Origin of the sequence: Dactylosporangium sucinum, assembly GCF_014647515.1 — a bacterium.
GTDB classification, from domain to species: Bacteria; Actinomycetota; Actinomycetes; order Mycobacteriales; family Micromonosporaceae; genus Dactylosporangium; species Dactylosporangium sucinum.
Genome location: NZ_BMPI01000017.1, coordinates 119,350 through 136,361, shown reverse-complemented (window position 1 = coordinate 136,361; position 17,012 = coordinate 119,350). Strand labels below are relative to the sequence as shown.

The 17,012-nt window shown below is 71.2% G+C and carries 12 protein-coding genes and 2 pseudogenes; 5 read left to right on the top strand and 9 right to left on the bottom strand.

Annotation, left to right across the window (positions count from 1 at the left end):
* Window positions 1-7 precede the first annotated feature (7 nt).
* Window positions 8-1,132, top strand: a complete 1,125-nt coding sequence (locus IEZ31_RS19400) for a M23 family metallopeptidase (RefSeq protein ID WP_190251350.1) — start codon at window positions 8-10, stop codon at window positions 1,130-1,132.
* Window positions 1,129-1,752: a hypothetical protein gene (locus IEZ31_RS19395; RefSeq protein ID WP_190251299.1), complete on the top strand. Its 624-nt coding sequence runs from the start codon at window positions 1,129-1,131 to the stop codon at window positions 1,750-1,752. The genes IEZ31_RS19400 and IEZ31_RS19395 overlap by 4 nt, the downstream gene beginning before the upstream one ends.
* Here IEZ31_RS19395 and IEZ31_RS19390 read toward each other — a convergent pair whose 3' ends face one another.
* On the bottom strand, window positions 1,753-2,193 hold the full coding sequence (locus IEZ31_RS19390) for a hypothetical protein (protein WP_190251298.1): 441 nt from the start codon (window positions 2,191-2,193) through the stop codon (window positions 1,753-1,755).
* A 688-nt stretch (window positions 2,194-2,881) separates the two neighbouring features.
* On the opposite strand from IEZ31_RS19390, the gene IEZ31_RS19385 reads away from it, so the two are divergent.
* Entirely contained in the window at window positions 2,882-4,675 is a 1,794-nt protein-coding gene (locus IEZ31_RS19385) for a hypothetical protein (protein ID WP_190251297.1), read from the top strand.
* Window positions 4,676-4,718: 43 nt separating this feature from the next.
* Here the strand turns inward: IEZ31_RS19385 and folE are convergent, their stop codons facing one another.
* The 5 genes and pseudogenes from folE to IEZ31_RS19360 form a co-directional block, all read right to left on the bottom strand.
* Window positions 4,719-5,345, bottom strand: a complete 627-nt coding sequence (folE, locus tag IEZ31_RS19380; protein ID WP_190251349.1) for a GTP cyclohydrolase I FolE — start codon at window positions 5,343-5,345, stop codon at window positions 4,719-4,721.
* Window positions 5,346-5,520: 175 nt separating this feature from the next.
* Window positions 5,521-7,405, bottom strand: a pseudogene (gene ftsH, locus IEZ31_RS19375) (ATP-dependent zinc metalloprotease FtsH); the annotation flags it as partial.
* Between the two features lie 201 nt (window positions 7,406-7,606).
* A complete protein-coding gene (hpt, locus tag IEZ31_RS19370; protein ID WP_190251348.1) occupies window positions 7,607-8,182 on the bottom strand; it encodes a hypoxanthine phosphoribosyltransferase in 576 nt (191 codons plus the stop codon).
* A 57-nt stretch (window positions 8,183-8,239) separates the two neighbouring features.
* Complete coding sequence (locus tag IEZ31_RS19365) at window positions 8,240-9,850, bottom strand: gamma-glutamyltransferase family protein (RefSeq protein ID WP_229835521.1); 1,611 nt, start codon at window positions 9,848-9,850, stop codon at window positions 8,240-8,242.
* 51 nt (window positions 9,851-9,901) lie between these two features.
* A complete protein-coding gene (locus IEZ31_RS19360) occupies window positions 9,902-11,341 on the bottom strand; it encodes an MFS transporter (RefSeq protein WP_190251295.1) in 1,440 nt (479 codons plus the stop codon).
* A gap of 102 nt (window positions 11,342-11,443) precedes the next feature.
* Between IEZ31_RS19360 and IEZ31_RS19355 the strand changes: the two genes are divergently transcribed.
* Window positions 11,444-12,133, top strand: a complete 690-nt coding sequence (locus IEZ31_RS19355; RefSeq protein ID WP_190251294.1) for a TetR/AcrR family transcriptional regulator — start codon at window positions 11,444-11,446, stop codon at window positions 12,131-12,133.
* A gap of 32 nt (window positions 12,134-12,165) precedes the next feature.
* Here IEZ31_RS19355 and tilS read toward each other — a convergent pair whose 3' ends face one another.
* From tilS to dacB, 3 genes and pseudogenes are all read right to left on the bottom strand, one after another.
* The gene (gene tilS / locus IEZ31_RS19350; protein WP_190251293.1) at window positions 12,166-13,146 is read right to left on the bottom strand and encodes a tRNA lysidine(34) synthetase TilS; all 981 of its coding nucleotides are present in this window, start codon (window positions 13,144-13,146) and stop codon (window positions 12,166-12,168) included.
* 538 nt (window positions 13,147-13,684) lie between these two features.
* Window positions 13,685-14,725, bottom strand: a pseudogene (locus IEZ31_RS19345) (Rv3626c family coenzyme F420 biosynthesis-associated protein); the annotation flags it as partial.
* A gap of 80 nt (window positions 14,726-14,805) precedes the next feature.
* Complete coding sequence (dacB, locus tag IEZ31_RS19340; RefSeq protein WP_229835519.1) at window positions 14,806-16,209, bottom strand: D-alanyl-D-alanine carboxypeptidase/D-alanyl-D-alanine endopeptidase; 1,404 nt, start codon at window positions 16,207-16,209, stop codon at window positions 14,806-14,808.
* 81 nt (window positions 16,210-16,290) lie between these two features.
* On the opposite strand from dacB, the gene IEZ31_RS19335 reads away from it, so the two are divergent.
* The gene (locus tag IEZ31_RS19335; protein ID WP_190251291.1) at window positions 16,291-16,830 is read left to right on the top strand and encodes an inorganic diphosphatase; all 540 of its coding nucleotides are present in this window, start codon (window positions 16,291-16,293) and stop codon (window positions 16,828-16,830) included.
* Window positions 16,831-17,012 lie beyond the last annotated feature (182 nt).

Here is a 17,012-nt window from a genome sequence, read left to right as displayed (position 1 = left end):
GGAGGCCATGGAGGGCCTGGAGGGTGGCGAACGGCGGAGGATTCGCCCCGCGTTGGTGGTCGCGCTCGCCACAGTGCTCATCCTCGTGTGCTGCGGCGGTGGGGTGGTATCGCTGTTCATGGATGCTGCCGACAAGGCGGTCGACTACGCGGCCGGGTGCGGCAACGGGCAGCTGGTGGACGCCGCCGGGAAGCTGCCCTCGCATCGGTCCTACGGCCCCGAGCAGGTCCGCAACGCCGCGATCATCGTTCGTGTCGGGCAGGACATGAAGGTGCCGCCGCGGGGATGGATTATTGCGGTCGCGACTGCCATGCAGGAGTCGAATCTGCGCAACCTGCCGAATCTCGGTGCTCGCAATGACCACGATTCGCTCGGGCTGTTCCAGCAGCGGCCCAGCACGGGCTGGGGTACGCCGGCGCAAATTATGGATCCGCAGTACGCCTCCCGGAAATTCTATGAAAAACTGTTGACCATTCCGGGCTGGGAATCGATGGCGCTGACCAGGGCCGCCCAGCGCGTGCAGCGCAGTGCGTACCCGAATGCATATGCGAAGCATGAGGAAACCGCGACGACGATCGTGAACTCGCTGACCGGTGGCGCCGGGCGGGCCGTGGGCAATCAGTTGGAAATGCAGTGCGCCGCTGCTGGGCAGATGGCCGCTTCCGGTTGGACCGCGCCGGTCAAGGGAAAGGTCGGCTCGGGATTCCGGACCGCTTCCCGGCCGGACCACCAGGGCGTCGACCTCATCGTTCCGAAAGGCACGCTCATTCGGGCCGCGGCCGCCGGCATCGTCATCAAGGCCCGCTGCAATGCGGTGGCGCCGAACGGGTCGGACTGGGGCTGCTGGCGGGACGGTTCGCCGTCGGTTCGCGGGTGTGGATGGTACGTCGACATTCGGCACGCGAATGGCATTATCACGCGGTACTGCCACATGGTGAAACAGCCGAGTGTGGTGGTCGGCCAGAGCGTGGCGCCTGGGCAGGAGATCGGGTTCTCCGGCTCGACGGGACACTCGTCGGGGCCGCACGTTCACTTCGAGACGCATATCAACAACGATTCGAGCAAGAACGGTGCAGTGGACCCCGTTCAGTTCATGCAGCGCATGGGTGCGCCGCTGGGAATCGAGCCATGACCGAATTCTCGCCCGACGATCTGCCGGATTGGGATCTCCTCGCCGGTAGTGTCGAGCGCGTGCCGGCGGGAATCGAGTTGGTGGCTGCGGGGATTGTTCGGGAACTACGTGGCCGCCGTGCCGTGATCGGCATGCCGGGCGTGGGATGGCGGCGAGACCTCAGGGTCGATAATCCGGTGGTGCAGGCAAGCCGGACGTACGTGCCGGTATTGCCGGAGCAGGAATGGTATCGGGCCGAGGCGGAGCAGACGGAGGTTTTCGCGCCGCTGGTACCGCTGGAGCGGGTTTGGGTGGAGCGGACGTCTCCGACGGTTCGACCGCCTGAAGATGCGGATATCGTGTCGCGGCTCGTCTCGTTGGATGCGCCGCCGAGTCGGCCACCGCGGCGGGTTCGGGACGTTTCGGGGGTTACTGGGCTGCGGGTGGTCCGGGTGCCTGGGCCTGATGACAAAGCCGGGCGGGATGAGCGGGATCTGCGGGCAGTTACCGAGCCTTACAACTCGGCTGAGGGGGATATTTGCGTGCGTGTTTGTCGGGAGGTGGAGTGGTATCGGTGGGGGTGGAGCGGGCAGATCCCGAAGACTATGGAGGTCCCGACCCACCTGTTGTGGGTAGAGTAATTACGGAACCCTCGTCGCACTGCAGATCAACCAACTGCCCCCATGTCTAAGCCGAAAGTCCCAATTCTGTCGAGACGTAGTTTTTCGACCGCTCGTTTCCGGAACAATAAAGTTGAGGACGGCCTGGACATTAGCGTCATCACCGTGGACAGATACATCGAAGCTTGCCGGTGTGATCGATACCGACGTCGAAAAACGCGCTTCCAGGTCCTTCGCGTCCTTCAGGGTCTGCTCAACAGCAGCGAGATCGGCCGACGGGCACTCGAAAAGCTTCGCTCGGGATTCATTCCTCATGTTGAATTTGGCTTCAATGTACTGCTCAAGCACGCCCTCTGGCGTGCTTCGGTCCGGAGTTGTGGCTTGGTCGTAAATCACATAGGCGATCAGCGAGCCGGCTAGACAGACCAACGCCGCTGCGCTTACGACTGCGAGCAGCACCATCCTCCGAGTGTTGGATGGCGGCTTTGGTGGGGTTGTCGGGCGAGGAGTTGATGGGACCCGCCGGAGGGGAACATCCTTGCCAATGACCTCGCCTTCAAGGACCTCGCCGCCGTCCTGGCGTGATCGTGGAATCGACCTAGACTGATCGATTTCGGAGTCGTTCGGCTTCGAAGGGTCCACGCTCCTGAGGCTATCCGCCCGAAGCTAATCCGCCATACTCCCACACCGGCTCCCCGAGCCGAAACCGAGCCGACCGTCGCCACCTGGAGGCGGTCGATGAGGGGGCGAGGGCTAGCGAAGCCAGTGGAGGAGCTACGAGCGAGGGCAATCACCTGCGGGAACGTGAGAGCGGCAGTGTGGTTGCTGACTGTGTCTCGCGTCTGCGTTACCGTTCCCGCATCTGGCTTGGAAGGGAAGGGGCACGTCGGTGGCACGCCTTCGGGCACGGATCGAGCGGGCGGCTGCGCAGCATCGGCATACCGCTGCGCTGGTTGCCGCCGCTGGGCCGATCCTCGACGCCTACTCGCCTACCGCCGCGCCCGTCGAACAGTATGCCGAGCAGCACGATCTTGCCGCCAGCCTTCGGTCCGATGCTGCCATGCTCGCGCCCGGGTGGCTCGGGGCGCAGCTTGACGCTCTTACGCCTGCCACGCCGCTCGGGGGGCCGTTGCCGCCGACCTTTGTCAGGGTGGGGCAGGCGCACCCGCTCGACGATGCCCGGTTCCCCGTCATCGTGCCGCTGCTGCGGGCCGGGCACATCGCCGTCGACGCCGACGCTCGGGATGATCGCGTGGCCGGGCTGTTGCGGAGCCTTGTCCTGCGGCTGCTGGCGTCGTCGCCGCCCGGGTCGGTCCGGATCAGGGCCGTGGATGCCGAAGGGGCGACGTTCGGGCGGTTCACCGGCATCGAGACGATCATGCCGCCGCCGGTCACCGACGCTGACGGGCTGCGGGCGGTGCTCGGCGAGGGAGAGCGGTGGCTGGCCGCGCGGGCTGACGGGCCGGGGCCGACGCTGCTCATCGTCATCGCGTCGCTGCCCGAGCTGACCGAGGGGCGGGACCTGGCGCGGATCGCCGGGCTCGCCCACGCGGGGCCGGCGGGGCGGCTGCACCTCATCGCGGCCGGGTGGCCACCGCCCCCGCTGACCGCGGAGACCACGCAGGCGCCGCTGCCGCACGCGACCCAGATCGCGATCCGCAACCCGCACGCCTGGGTCGGCGACCCGCCCGGCACCACGTTCTCCGGCACGGGCGTCGGGCCCGCTCGGCTCAACGCGCCCGTGTACCTCGACGCCGATCCCCCGGCCGAGCTCGTCCGGCAGGTCTGCGCCCAACTCAGCGGGCCGTGGACGGCGCCGCCGACCGCCGTCGGGGAGCCGAGCCGCACGGCCTGGCTGGAGTACGTAGGGGCCGCGCAGCGCCTCGACGCCGTCCGGCGCGAGGTCATCGCGGTCGTCGCCGAGCACAAGGCCGCCTTGAAGGCCGCCAAGGACGATCTGGTGGCGATACGGGCGAAGCTCGCGCAGCACCAGGCATTTCTGACCGACATCGCGGGCGAGGCCGGCGGCCGGCCCGTCGACTGCACCCCGTCGTGGCAGGAGATCCAGGCCGCGCACGCCGCCCTGACCGGCCCTCCGCGGCCGCCCGTCCGTCCCCGGGGCATCCCGATGGCGCCGCCCCCGGCGCCGTCGAGCGGTATCCCGCAGGGCGCCTGGGCGCCGGGCCGCGGGCCGGTCAACGCCCCGCCGATCAGCGCGCCGCCGCTGCCCCCAGGCACCCCGGCCGTGCCCAGGGTGTCTGCGCCGCCGCACACCGGCGCCATCCTGACCGGCGGCGGCCAGCACACGGGGGTGCTCCCCGGCGCCGCCCCGCGCCACGCCGCACCGCAGTCGGGACCGCCGCACCCGACCAGCGCCATGCCCGGCACCCCGGCCGCCATGCGAGTCGGCGCGCCCAACGCGCACACGACCGGCAACATCCCGCGCGTGCCGGTCAGCGGCGCCCCGCCCCGGCCCCCCGTCAGCGGAATGCCCGCCACCGTCGGAGCCGGAGCCGTCGGGACCGGCGTCGTGAGCCCTGTAATCGCCCCAGCGCCCGAATCGGTGCCCGGCAGGACATCGACTGCCCTCCGCGTCGCCGCAGTCGGTCTCAAGCAGTCTCAGGCCGCTCTCTCGGCGCCCGGCCGGCAGGCGGCGTCGACCCGGCGGATCTGGGTGAACGCCGCGATCTACTTCGGCTTCGCGCTCCTGGCCGCGATCGTGCAGATCCCGACCCTGCTCGCCGGGGAACGCTTCAGCGAGATCAGCATCATCGCTCTGCCGTGCGCGCTGGTACTGCCGGCGATCGCCTTCGGCCTCGGCTGGCTCACGATCGGCGCGATGACCCGGCGCACCACCTCGCGAACACCGGTCCTGGGGCTGGTGATCAGCCTGCTCGCGCTGATCCCGCTCCTGGTGTTCGGGGGCGTCCTGCTCCTGGCCTGACAAACCCGGAGCCGAGGCAGGACGCCACCCGCGAGCAGCGGCGTCAGCCGCGCAGGATCAGCGACATCGCCTCGGCGCGCGACTTCGCGTCGTCGCGAAGCAGCCCGCGGACAGCCGACGTGATGGTGCGCGAGCCGCCCTTCTGGATGCCCCGCATGGACATGCACAGGTGCTCACACTCGATCACCACGATGACGCCGCGCGGGTTGAGCTGCGACATCAGCAGGTCGGCGATCTGGGAGGTGAGCCGCTCCTGCACCTGTGGCCGCCGCGCATACACCTCGACCAGCCGGGCCAGCTTCGACAGCCCGGTGATCCGCCCGTCGTGCCCGGGGATGTACCCGATGTGGGCCACCCCGTGGAACGGCAGCAAGTGGTGCTCGCACATCGACATGACCTCGATGTCGCGGACGAGCACGAGCTCCTCGTGGTCGGCCTCGAAGGTCGTGAGCAGCACGTGCGCCGGGTCGACCCGCAGGCCGGCGAACAGCTCGGCGTAGGCGCGGGCCACCCGGGAGGGCGTCTTGCGCAGGCCGTCGCGGTCGGGATCCTCGCCGACGGCGAGCAGGATCTCGCGGACGGCGGCCTCGATCCGCTTCAGGTCGACGTTGCGCTCGACCTCGACGCCGCCGAGCTTTCCGCTGACCAGGCGGGCGGCGACATGGTCCAGTTCAGCACCGAGCCCGGCGCCAAGATCTTCGGCGTCGGGCTCGGTGCTGCTGATCTCGCTCAGCGGTTGCCGTCCGGGTTGTCGCCGCCGCTCACGATGCGCACGGCTTCGGCCTCGCCGGCAAGGCTGACCGGCTGGGTGACCTCGGAGCCGTTCGCGCCGGGCTCGCCGCGCCGGCGGCGGCCGTTGCCGCTGTACGGCGCCATCGGCGGCCGCTTCACGACGCGGGCGCAGATCCGGGCCATGTCGTTCTGGGAGATGGTCTCCTTCTCCATCAGCTCGTCGACGATGTTGTCGAGGACGTCCCGATACTCGACCAGGATCTCCCAGGCTTCGTCGTGCGCGATCTCGATCAGCGAGCGCATCTCGGCGTCGATCTCGGCGGCGACCTTCTCGGAGTAGTCGCGCTCGTGGCCCATGGTGCGGCCGAGGAACGGCTCGCCCTCGCCGGTGCCGTACTTGACGGCGCCCAGCTTGGCGCTCATGCCGTACTCCGTGATCATCGCGCGGGCGAGGGCGGTCGCCTTCTCGATGTCGTTGCCGGCGCCCGTGGTCGGCTCGTGGAACACCAGTTCCTCGGCTGCCCGGCCGCCCAGCGCGTAGGCCAGCGTGTCGATCATCTCGGAGCGGGTCTGCGTGTACTTGTCCTCGGTCGGCAGCACCAGCGTGTGCCCGAGCGAACGACCGCGGGAAAGGATGGTCACCTTGTGGACGGGCGCCGAGTGGGGCAGCGCCCAGGCGACCAGCGCGTGGCCACCCTCGTGGTAAGCGGTGACCTTCTTCTCGTGCTCGCTCATGACGCGCGTGCGGCGCTCCGGGCCGGCGATGACCCGGTCGATGGCCTCTTCGAGGTAGTCGTTGGTGATCGCGCGCTTGTCGTTGCGCGCGGCCAGCAGCGCCGACTCGTTGATCACGTTGGCCAGGTCGGCACCCGTGAAGCCTGGCGTGCGGCGGGCGACCGCGTCGAGGTCGACGTCGGGCGTGAACGGCTTACCCTTCGCGTGGACCCGCAGGATCGCCTTGCGGCCCTCCATGTCCGGCCGGTCGACGGCGATCTGCCGGTCGAAGCGGCCGGGGCGCAGCAGCGCGGGGTCGAGGATGTCGGGCCGGTTGGTGGCCGCGATCAGGATGACGCCGCCCTTGGTGTCGAAGCCGTCCATCTCGACGAGCAACTGGTTGAGCGTCTGCTCGCGCTCGTCGTGACCGCCGCCCATGCCGGCGCCGCGGTGACGGCCGACGGCGTCGATCTCGTCGACGAAGACGATGGCGGGCGCGTTGGCCTTGGCCTGCTCGAACAGGTCGCGGACCCGGGAGGCGCCGACACCGACGAACATCTCGACGAAGTCGGAGCCGGAGATCGAGTAGAACGGCACGCCGGCCTCACCGGCGACGGCGCGGGCCAGCAGCGTCTTACCGGTGCCGGGCGGGCCGTAGAGCAGGACGCCCTTCGGGATCTTCGCGCCGAGCGCCTGGTACTTCGCGGGCGCCTGCAGGAAGTCCTTGATCTCGTGGAGCTCCTCGACGGCCTCGTCCGAGCCGGCGACGTCGGCGAACGTCGTCTTGGGCGTGTCCTTGGAGATGAGTTTCGCCTTGGACTTGCCGAAGTTGAGCACGCGGGAGCCGCCGCCCTGCATCTGGGACATGAACAGCAGCAACAGCACCACGAGCACCGCGATGGGCAACAGGTTGATCAGCAGGCTGATGAAGATGTTGTCCTGGGTGACGTTGACGTTGTAATCCTGGAGCTTGCCGTCCGCCTTGAGCCGGGCGAGCTCGTTCTGCAGCTCGTCGGCGCTCTGGGCGGAGAACTGCCCCTGGATCTTGTTCGTCTTGGTGCCCTTGATGTCGATCTTGTTCTTCAGATCGAGGTTGAGCGTCTGTTCCTTGTCCTGGATCACAGCCTTGGTGGCGTTGCCCGACTGCAATTCCTGCATGACGCGAGACGTGTCCGCCTTCGTGTAGCTCGGGCCGGACGTGAAGAAGGAACTCAGCACGATGGCACCGATGATCACCAGGAGGATCCAGACCACCGGCCGCCGGAACAAACGGGTACGTTCCATGTTGTCGTCGGGCGCACGCGGCGCCCGGCCCCTCCATCCGTAAGGCCGTCAACCGCGCCGGACCCACTGTGCCGACGCGATGCCGAAAAGCGTCCGCGAAGACGCTCGCGACCATTTGACGGTACACCGTGGCACCGACAGTCGCGGATCGGCGTCGGGCCGCCAGGAAGGGCTCTCAGCAGACTCTCAGGAAAAACCCGGTCAACCGCGCCCGTACACAGAGGGTTTGAGCACTCCGACGAAGGGCAGTTCGCGGTACCGCTCTGCGTAGTCCAAGCCGTATCCGACCACGAACTCGCTGGGAATGTCGAATCCGACATACCGCACCGGAATGGACACGCGCAGGGCGTCGGGCTTGCGCAGGAGCGCGACGACGTCGACCCGCGCCGCCGAGCGGCTCTCGAGGTACTTCAGCAGCCAGGACAGCGTGAGCCCCGAGTCGACGATGTCCTCGACGACGACCACGTGGCGTCCGGCGATGTCCCGGTCGAGGTCCTTGAGGATCCGCACCACACCCGACGAGGTCGTGCCCTGCCCGTACGACGAGACGGCCATGAACTCGAGCTCCACCGGCGGCCCGACCCGCCCGAGCGCCCGGGCGAAGTCCGCCATGAACATGACGGCGCCCTTCAGGACCCCCACCAGCAGCACGGAATCGGCATCGGCGTAGTCGGCGGCGACCTGCTTCGCGAGGTCCGCCGTCTTCTCCCGGATCTGCTCCTCGGTGACGATGATGTGGTCGATGTCGGACGAGTGCCAGGTGGTGCCGTCGGCCATGCCGTTAGCCTGCCGCATCGGCGGAACCGGATCGACGCCGGGTCGCCCGACTGTGGCCTAATACCCGAGCGCGGCGCCGTCGGCCCGCGGCTCCGAACCAGCCACATATCCGACATCCGTCCGCCAGATAGCCTGTCCGTAACCGAACGCCCCCGGAGCGTCGACGACGGTGACCTCGTGCCCGCGCCGCCGCAGCTCGTCGATCTCGCCGGCCAGCCCCGGCTCGACCTGCACCTGCCGGCCCGTGTGCCAGTACCAGCGCGGCCGGTCGAGGGCGGCCTGCGGGTCCAGCCCGTCGTCGACGGTCGACAGCACGACCTGGAGGTGCCCCTGGGGCTGCATGTGGCCGCCCATCACGCCGAACGGCCCGACCGGCGCCCCGCCGCGGGTCAGGAAGCCCGGGATGATCGTGTGGAACGGCCGCTTGCCGGGCGCGACCACGTTCGGGTGGCCGGCGTCGAGCACGAACCCGGCGCCTCGGTTCTGCAGCGAGAAGCCGGTGCCCGGGACCACGACGTGGGAGCCGAATCCCATGTAGTTGGACTGGATGAGGCTGACCATGCGCCCGTCGGCGTCGGCCGTGCACAAATAGACCGTGCCGCCCCGCTGCGGCCGCCCGGCCGGGTGCTCGCCGGCCGTCTCGCCGATGAGCTGGCGGCGGATGCTCATGTACCGCGGGTCGAGCAGTTCCGGCACCGGGTGGAACGCCGGGTCGGCCACGTACGCGTGCGCGTCGGCGAATCCAAGCTTGATCGCCTCGATCCGCTGGTGGAGGCCCGCCGGCCCGTCGAGCCCGTCGAGCAGGCCGAGGGCGATCAGCGCCGCGATGCCCTGCCCGTTCGGCGGCAGCTCCCAGGCCTCGTGCCCGCGGTACGACATGGAAATCGGCTCGACCCAGGTCGATTCGTGGCCGGTCAGGTCGGCCTCCCTGAGCAGCCCGCCGGTGCGCTCGGCGTGGCGGACGAGCGCCTCCGCCAGCTCTCCCGAGTAGAAGGAGGATCCGGCGGTACCGCTGATGGAGCGCAACGAGCGGGCGGCGTCCGGGTTGCGGAAGCGTTCGCCGGCGCGTGGCGCTCGGCCACCGGGCGTGAAGACGCGGGTCCACTCGGTGAACTCCGGCCCGTCGAGCGCCGCGTGCACGACGTCGGCGGCCCGGCTCCAGTGATGCGCGACGATCGGCGAGACCGGGTACCCGTGCTCGGCGTAGGCGATCGCGTCCTCGAACAGGTCGGCGAAGGGCAGGTTGCCGAAGCGTTCGTGCAGGTCACGCCAGCCGGCCGGGGCGCCCGGGACGGTCACGGGCAGCCAGCCGCGGGCCGGCATGACCCGTTCCGCGGTGGCCTGCGCGCCGCCGAGCGCGCCCGTGGCCCGCGCTTCCGGCGCGCGTTCGAGGACGAGCTCGCGCGTGAGCAGGGCCGGCGAGCGGCCGGACGCGTTCAGGCCGTGCAGCCTGGAACCGTCCCAGACCAGGGCGAACAGGTCGCTGCCGATGTCGTTCGACCCCGGCTGGAGGACGGTCAGGGCGACGGCCGTGGCGATCGCCGCATCGATGGCGTTCCCGCCGCGGCGCAGCACGGCCAGCCCGGCGGACGCGGCCAGCGGCTGCGTGGTGGCCACGGCGCCGCGCGGAGCGAACAGCGCCTGGCGCGGATGAGCATCTTTCGACACCGAATGATCTTAGGTGTACCGCGGGCGCTGCGCATCCGCAGTTGTCGATACTTATTCGGCTTTGGCGCTTCGGCGGGCGGCCCAGGCGACGAGTGCGGCGCAGACGACGGTGAGCGCCAGGGTCGCGACGGTGACGGCGTTCTCGAAGGTGCGGACGCCGGCCGCGCTGGCGCCGACGTTCGCGAGCGAGCCGGTGAGCGCGGCGGCGACGATGGTGCCGGTGACGGCCATGCCGACGCTGGTGGCGACCTCCTGGCTGGTGTCGGTGAGGGCGGCGCCGATGGCGGTCCGGTCCTCGGGCAGGCCGCGCATGACGCCCACCGTCGCGATGATCATGACGACGCGCATGCCGGCGGAGGCGAGGACGAGGGCGACGGCGATCCACGCGTAGTGGTACCGGCCGAGGAGGGCGTAGCTGAGCAGGCCGGCGATGACCGCGGCCGCGCCGATCGGGCCGGCGCGGCCGGCGCCGAACCGCTCCACGAACTTCTCCACGAACGGCCCGATCGCGATCATGGTGATGACCTGCGGGAGGTTGCCGAGCGCGGCCTCGGCCGGCGACCAGCCCCAGACGAGCTGCAGCTGGAGCGAGACGCTGTAGGCGAGGGCGGCCATGCCGAGGCCGAGCGCGGCCTGGTACGCGAGGCTGGCCGCGACCCGCGGGCGCTTGATCAGGGCGAAGTCGAACATCGGGTGGGCCGTGCGCCGCTCGCGCACGACGAAGCCGACGGCGCTGACGACGGCGGCGGCGCCGGCCAGCCACGGCGTGGCCCGGCTCCAGCCGTCCTCGACGACCAGGGTGGCCGTCCACAGGGCCAGGATGATCGTCGCCGTTCCGAGCAGGGCGCCGGGCAGGTCGAGCGGTGCGCGGTTGCGGTGCGCCGGGTCGTCGGCCGGGATGCCGAAGCGGATGCACATCGCCGCGAGCGCGGCGACGGGCACGTTGAGCACCAGGAGCGCCTGCCAGGGCAGGACCTGGAGGACCAGGCCGCCCAGGGTCGGCCCCACGGCCAGGCCGACGAGGCCGACCGTGGAGATCAGGGCGGTCGCGCGCATCAGCAGGTTGTCGGCGTCGAACAGCCGGAAGCACAGGGCCATGGTCCCGGGCGCGGTCATGGCGGCGGCGACGCCGATCGCGGCCCGGACGGCGACGAGCCCGCCCGGCGTCCGCACCGCGAGGACGGCGAGGCTGGCCAGCGCGAACAGGCTCAGCCCGATCAGCATCACCCGGCGCGTCCCGTAGCGGTCGGCGACGGCGCCGAACGCGATCATCAGGCCGCCGAAGAGCAGCGAGTACCCGGAGGCGATCCACTGCAGGTCCGAGGCCGACGCGTTCAGGTCGCGGGCGATGGTCGGCAGGGCGACGTTCAGCACGGAGTTGTCGAGCATCTCCACCAGGAAGACGACCGACAGCCCGAGGATCGCGGGCCACACGGCCCGCAGCGAGGTGGCGCGCGCCTGCTCGCGCACGTCCAGTACGTCGGCACTCATCGGGCCCCCCTTTCGCCGCTTTACCGTCTTGTTGGACATATCTCTGGAATGGCGTTCCATGATTAGTTTGGAATGACGTTCCAGACATGTCAAGATGGGTGCATGACAACCAGGACGCGGCACACAGAGCGACGCGAGGAGGCTCTGTCCCGGGAGCGCATCGCCGAGGCCGCCGTCGAGCTGCTCGACGTCGCGGGCGAGGGGGGTTTGACCTTCCGGGCGCTCAGCGCGCAGTTGCGGACCGGCCCCGGCGCGATCTACTGGCACGTGGCGAACAAGGACGAGCTGCTGGCCGCCGCCACGGACGCGGTCCTGACCGATGCGTTGACGGCTGACACCGCCGCGCTCGCGGGCGACGCCCCCGGGACGCCGGAGAACGCGGTCAGGGCGGTGGCACTCGGCGTGTTCGACGCGATCGATGCCCACCCGTGGCTCGGCGCGCAGCTGGCCCGGGTCGCGTCCATGTCGACGACGCTGCGGCTCTTCGAATGCATCGGACGGCAGGTCCAGGCGCTCGGCGTCCCGGAGAACGCCCAGTTCGACTCGGCGTCGGCGCTGCTGAACTACATCCTGGGGGTAGCGGGCCAGAACGCGGCGAACGCCCGCACCCAGCCACCGGGCACAAGCCGCGCCGACGTCCTCAGCGCCGAGTCGGCCGTGTGGGCGAACCTCGACCCCGAGGATTACCCGTTCATCCGCAACGTCGCCGCCCAGCTGCGCGACCACGACGACCGGGCCCAGTTCCTCGCCGGCGTCGACCTCATCCTGGCCGGGATCGCGAGCCTCCGGTAGCCGCCTGCCCGTTGTTCGTGGCCCGGCCCTGGTCAGTGGTCGTGGCGGAGGCGGCCCGCGGACCGCGCGATGCTCACGCCGCCGGGCAGGGCGGCCGGTCCCTGGCCGTGCCAGTCGGTGACGAGCGCGTCGAGCGCGGCCACGTGCCGGTGCGACAGCAGGCCGCCCGGCACGCCGAGGCGCCGCGCCCAGGCGTGCAGGACCCGGGTGCGCACCGGCCCGGGTAAGCGCTCCAGCTCCGCGACCGACAGCGCCGCCGGGCCGTCGAGGGCCTTCTCCAGGGCGTCGGCGGCCAGCTCGTCGAGATACTCCGTGTCGGCCGCCACCAGCCGCGCCGTGCGGGCGAGGTTGTCGACGACCCGTTCGCCGAGGGCGTCGACCACCGGGCGGAGGCGCGAGCGGGCATACGCCGGGTCGCTGTTGTGCGGGTCCTCCCACCAGGTCAGGCCGTCGGCCTCGCAGGCCAGCCGGGTGACGGCCCGGCTGACGTCGAGCAGCGGGCGCACGAACGTCACGCCGTGCCACGCCCGTTGTGGCGGCATGCCCGACAGGCCGCGCGGCCCGGAGCCGCGGGTGAGGGCGAGCAGCACGGTCTCCGCCTGGTCGTCGCGGGTGTGGCCGAGCAGCACCAGCGCCGCCCGGTGGGCCTTGGCCGAGGCGACCAGCGCCGCATACCGCGCATCGCGCGCCGACGCCTCCGGCCCGCCCGGCCCGGACACCGTCACGCTCCGCACGTCCACCGGCGCGAACTCGCGCTCGCGCGCCCACCCGGCCAGCCGCGCCGCCCGGTCGGCGGAGCCGTCCTGCAGCCCGTGGTCGACGGTCACCAGACCGCACCGCACGCGCATCCGGTGCGTCACGAACCGCGCCGCAACCGCCAGCGCCAGCGAGTCGGCTCCGCCGGAGCAGGCGACGAGCACGACGTCACCCGGATCGAGCCTCGGCTCGGCCGCGCCCAGGCTCCGCCGGACGGCGTTGCGCACGGCCGCCACGGCGGGCGCCAACGCTGCCATTCCCGGCCTCGTCCGGCCGGGATCAGCCGGTGCCGGCCGGCTTGTCCGGCCGCTCGCCGTCCCCGCCCTCGCCGTCGGTCGCGTGCCCGGCCTGCGCCGAAACGCCCTCGTCGAACGCCCCGACAGGCTCCGGCACCTCCCCGGCATCCGCCGCGGCCGCCTCCACGGCCGGCTCGACGACGACCTTCCCGTCAGTGGCACCGGGGGCAGCGGCGGGCTCGGCCAGCGGCTCGACCTCCGCCGGAGGGTCCTCGGCGACCGGCGGGCCGGCCGGCTCCACGTCGACCGGCGCCGGCGCGTCGGCGGCTGGCTCGACGTCGGCGACCACCTCCGTGGTGGCCGGCGTGATCGGGGCGGCGGCGGACTCGGCGGGCGACAGGCCCGCCACCTCGGTCGTCTCGGCGACGCCGGCCTCCGCGGGGGCCTCGTCGACCGGATCGGGCACGGTCGGCACCGGCGCGGGCGGCACCTCGGTGGCCGGCGCGGCGGCCGACACGGGCGCGGGCGGCATCGGCACCGGCCGGGTCAGGGCGCGCGAACCCAGCACCCGGACGATCCAGGCCTCCGGATCGCCCAGCTCGTCGAGGCGCGGAATGGTCAGCGGCGACTGCCAGAGCTTGTTGAACCCGTCCATGCCGACCCGCTCGACCACGGCGTGGACGAACTTGCGGCCCTCCGCGTATTGGCGGAGCTTGACGTCGACACCCAGCAGCTTGCGCAGGACGCGGTCGAGCGGGTTGCCGGCCTCGCGGCGGCGGTTGAACTTGGCGCGGATCTCCTCGACGCTCGGGATCACCTCGGGGCCGACGCCGTCCATGACGAACTCGGCGTGCCCCTCCAGCACCGTCATGAGCGCGGTCAGCCGGTCGAGCACGGCCTTCTGCCCGGGGGTCTGCACGAGGTCGAGGACGGACACCCGGCTGTTGGGGTCGCGGACCACGTCGGCGAGCGCTCCGATGCCGCGGCGGACGCGCTCGGCGAGCTGGTCCTGATTGAGCTGCGAGGCGTCGACGAAGGCGCCCACCTCACCCAGGAAGTAACCCCGCATCCACGGCACGGCGGTGAACTGCACCCGGTGGGTCACCTCGTGCAGGCACACCCACAGCCGGAAGTCACGGGAGTCGGCGTTCAGCCGGCGCTCGGCCTCGACGATGTTCGGCGCGACGAGCAGCAACTGCCCGGGGTCGGCGGCAAACACCTCATATTGCCCGAGGACCTTCCCCGACAGGTAGGCCAGCACGGTGCCCGCCTGCACGCCGGTGAACCGCGAGCCGATGGCGCTGACGACGGCGCCCGGCTGCTTGCCGCCCGCCAGCCGCTCGGCGAGGGGCTGGATGACCTGCCGGAGACCCTCGATGTTGGTGGCGGCCCAGTCGCGCCGGTCGACGACCCGCACCGGCGGCCCTTGGACCATGGCGCGGAGACCCGTGAAGGCCGTGACGTGGTCGGCCGCCTCGTCCGCCAGACCCCGCAGGTCGGCGACGGCAGCGGCGGCTTCTTCGTAGGAAACGGCGGGGCCGCTCTTGCCCAACGCCGCTGCGGTCGCTGCGGCCAGATCCCAATCGACGAACTGCGCCATGAACCAACCGTACCCGCGTCCGACCACCGGCGGCGGACTCCGCTACCCCGAGTAAACCCTGATGACGCTCCGCGGTCGTGTCATCTACAACCGCAGGCCGCGAGGGCAGCGGCCACCCGGTCGAGGGCGATCACGGCCTGGTTGCCGTTGGTCGTCTGGTCCGCCATGAACGCGAACGCAAGCGTGCGGCCGTCGGCGTCCACGACGATCCCGGTGAGCGAGTTGACCCCCGTCAGGGTTCCGGTCTTCGCGCGGACCAGCCCGGCCGCCGCGGCGCCTTCCTGGGCCTTGACATAACGGGAGGCGAGGGTGCCGCTGTACCCCGCGACGGGCAGGCCGCTGAAGATGCCGCGCAGGTCGGCGTGGTCGGCCCGCGCGGCCATCGCCAGGATGCTGGTCAGCAGCGCCGGGGAGAGGCGGTCGTTGCGCGAGAAGCCGCTGCCGTCCACCAGGCCGTAGCCGGTGACGGGGAGGTTGAGCTCCTCCAGGACCATCTTCATCGCGGCGGCGCCGCCCTCGAACGACGCCGGCTGCCCCTTCGCGATCGCCACCTGGCGGGCGAGCGCGTCGGCGAGCACGTTGTCGCTCTCCTGCAGCATGAACTCGACCATCCGCACCATCGGCGGCGACTCGACCTTGCCCAGCTCCTTGGCGCCCTGCGGGGCGGTGCCAGCGGCGATCGCGCTGTTCGGCAGCCCGAGCAGTCGCGCGAACTGCTGCGCGGCCTGCACGTCCGGCTGTGGATACCGGCCGCTGTACTTCTCCGGCTTGGTCCGGCCACCCTCGGTCATCAGCGCCGTGATCACCGCGCCCGAGCCGTTGGTGATCGAGTCGTCGTCCCAGGCCGGCCCCACGCCGGGCCCGGTGTACACCGACTGGTCGTAGATCACCCGGGTCGGCGGCGTGCCCCCCAGCGCCTCCTTGACCTGCGCCGCGAGGGCGTCCAGCCGGGGCGCGCCGGGGTAGTACGCCGTCGGGAACACGCCCAGCGTCGGATCGCCCGCCCCGATGATCACGACCTCGCCGGGTTGGGCGCCCTGGACGACGCGGGTGGTGATCCGGTACGCCGGGCCTCGCGCGCCCAGCGCCGCCGCTGCGGTGACGACCTTCGTCGTGGACGCGGGGGTCATGGCGGCGTCGGGCTCGGACGAGTACAACACCTGACCCGTGGCGACGTCGACCACCGACGCGGTGATGTGCGGGCCCAGCGCCGGCACCGCCAGCAGCGGACCGAGCGCCGCCGCGAGGGCCGCCTCGGCCGGCATGGGCGCCTGGGTGTCCATCGCCGGCAGCACCGCGAGAGGCGCCTCGGGCGGTTTTCCCGCCTGCCACGCCGTCGACTGGCCGCCGCCCGCCCCGAACGCCCGGACGATGCCGGGCCCGGCGAGGACAGCGCTCAGCGCCGCGACGAGCGCGACGACCACCGCGACGACACCGGCGATCCTGCCGCCGCGGCCGCCGCCCTGTGGTGTTTCCCTCCCCACCCGACCCTCCCCGTTCCACGCCGAGTTGCTGTACGCGAGACTAATGGTCGGCGCAGCGGTGCGAGGGTGAGGAGTCATCAGATGGACTTCGACGTCACGGTCGAAATCCCGAAGGGTCAACGCAACAAGTACGAGGTTGACCATGCCACAGGCCGCATCCGGCTGGACCGGACGCTGTTCACCTCCACGCAGTACCCGGCCGACTACGGCTACATCGAGGGCACACTGGGTCAGGACGAGGACCCCTTGGACGCGCTGGTGCTGGTCCAGTCCCCGACCTTCCCCGGCTGCCTGATCCGCTCCCGGGCCATCGGCATGTTCCGCATGACCGACGAGAAGGGCGGCGACGACAAGGTCCTGTGCGTCCCGGCCGACGACCCGCGGCTGGAACACCTCCGCGACATCCACCACCTCGGCGAGTTCGACCGGCTGGAGATCCAGCACTTCTTCGAGGTATACAAGGACCTGGAGCCCGGCAAGAGCGTCGAGGGCGCCACCTGGGTCGGCCGCGTCGAGGCCGAGGCGGAGATCGTCGAGTCCCGGCGCCGCTACCAGCAGGCGATCGCCGACGGCACGTACCACGACCCGGGCGTCGCTCCCAACGCCCGCCCGACGGAGTAACCCACCGTTACCTACGAGCCGGCCGGGCCGTTTCGCGGCCCGGCCGCGCACGGACTCCGGTCCGCTTTGTCCGCCAACTCCCGCCGTGGGCGACCTGCACCGCGACCCGACCGCGGCCCTGGTCACCCGCGGCCGCTCGTCGGCCGCCCACTGTTCGGCCCGTTCGTTCCGGGCCCCTCGTT

Bases quoted from the DNA above. Each gene is read 5' to 3' on its own strand.
- IEZ31_RS19400 (WP_190251350.1), top strand. From the start codon at position 8: ATGGAGGGCCTGGAGGGTGGCGAACGGCGGAGGATTCGCCCCGCGTTG.
- IEZ31_RS19395 (WP_190251299.1), top strand. From the start codon at position 1,129: ATGACCGAATTCTCGCCCGACGATCTGCCGGATTGGGATCTCCTCGCC.
- IEZ31_RS19390 (WP_190251298.1), bottom strand. From the start codon at position 2,193: ATGGTGCTGCTCGCAGTCGTAAGCGCAGCGGCGTTGGTCTGTCTAGCC.
- hpt (WP_190251348.1), bottom strand. From the start codon at position 8,182: ATGGCCGACGGCACCACCTGGCACTCGTCCGACATCGACCACATCATC.
- IEZ31_RS19360 (WP_190251295.1), bottom strand. From the start codon at position 11,341: ATGAGTGCCGACGTACTGGACGTGCGCGAGCAGGCGCGCGCCACCTCG.
- IEZ31_RS19355 (WP_190251294.1), top strand. From the start codon at position 11,444: ATGACAACCAGGACGCGGCACACAGAGCGACGCGAGGAGGCTCTGTCC.
- tilS (WP_190251293.1), bottom strand. From the start codon at position 13,146: ATGGCAGCGTTGGCGCCCGCCGTGGCGGCCGTGCGCAACGCCGTCCGG.
- IEZ31_RS19335 (WP_190251291.1), top strand. From the start codon at position 16,291: ATGGACTTCGACGTCACGGTCGAAATCCCGAAGGGTCAACGCAACAAG.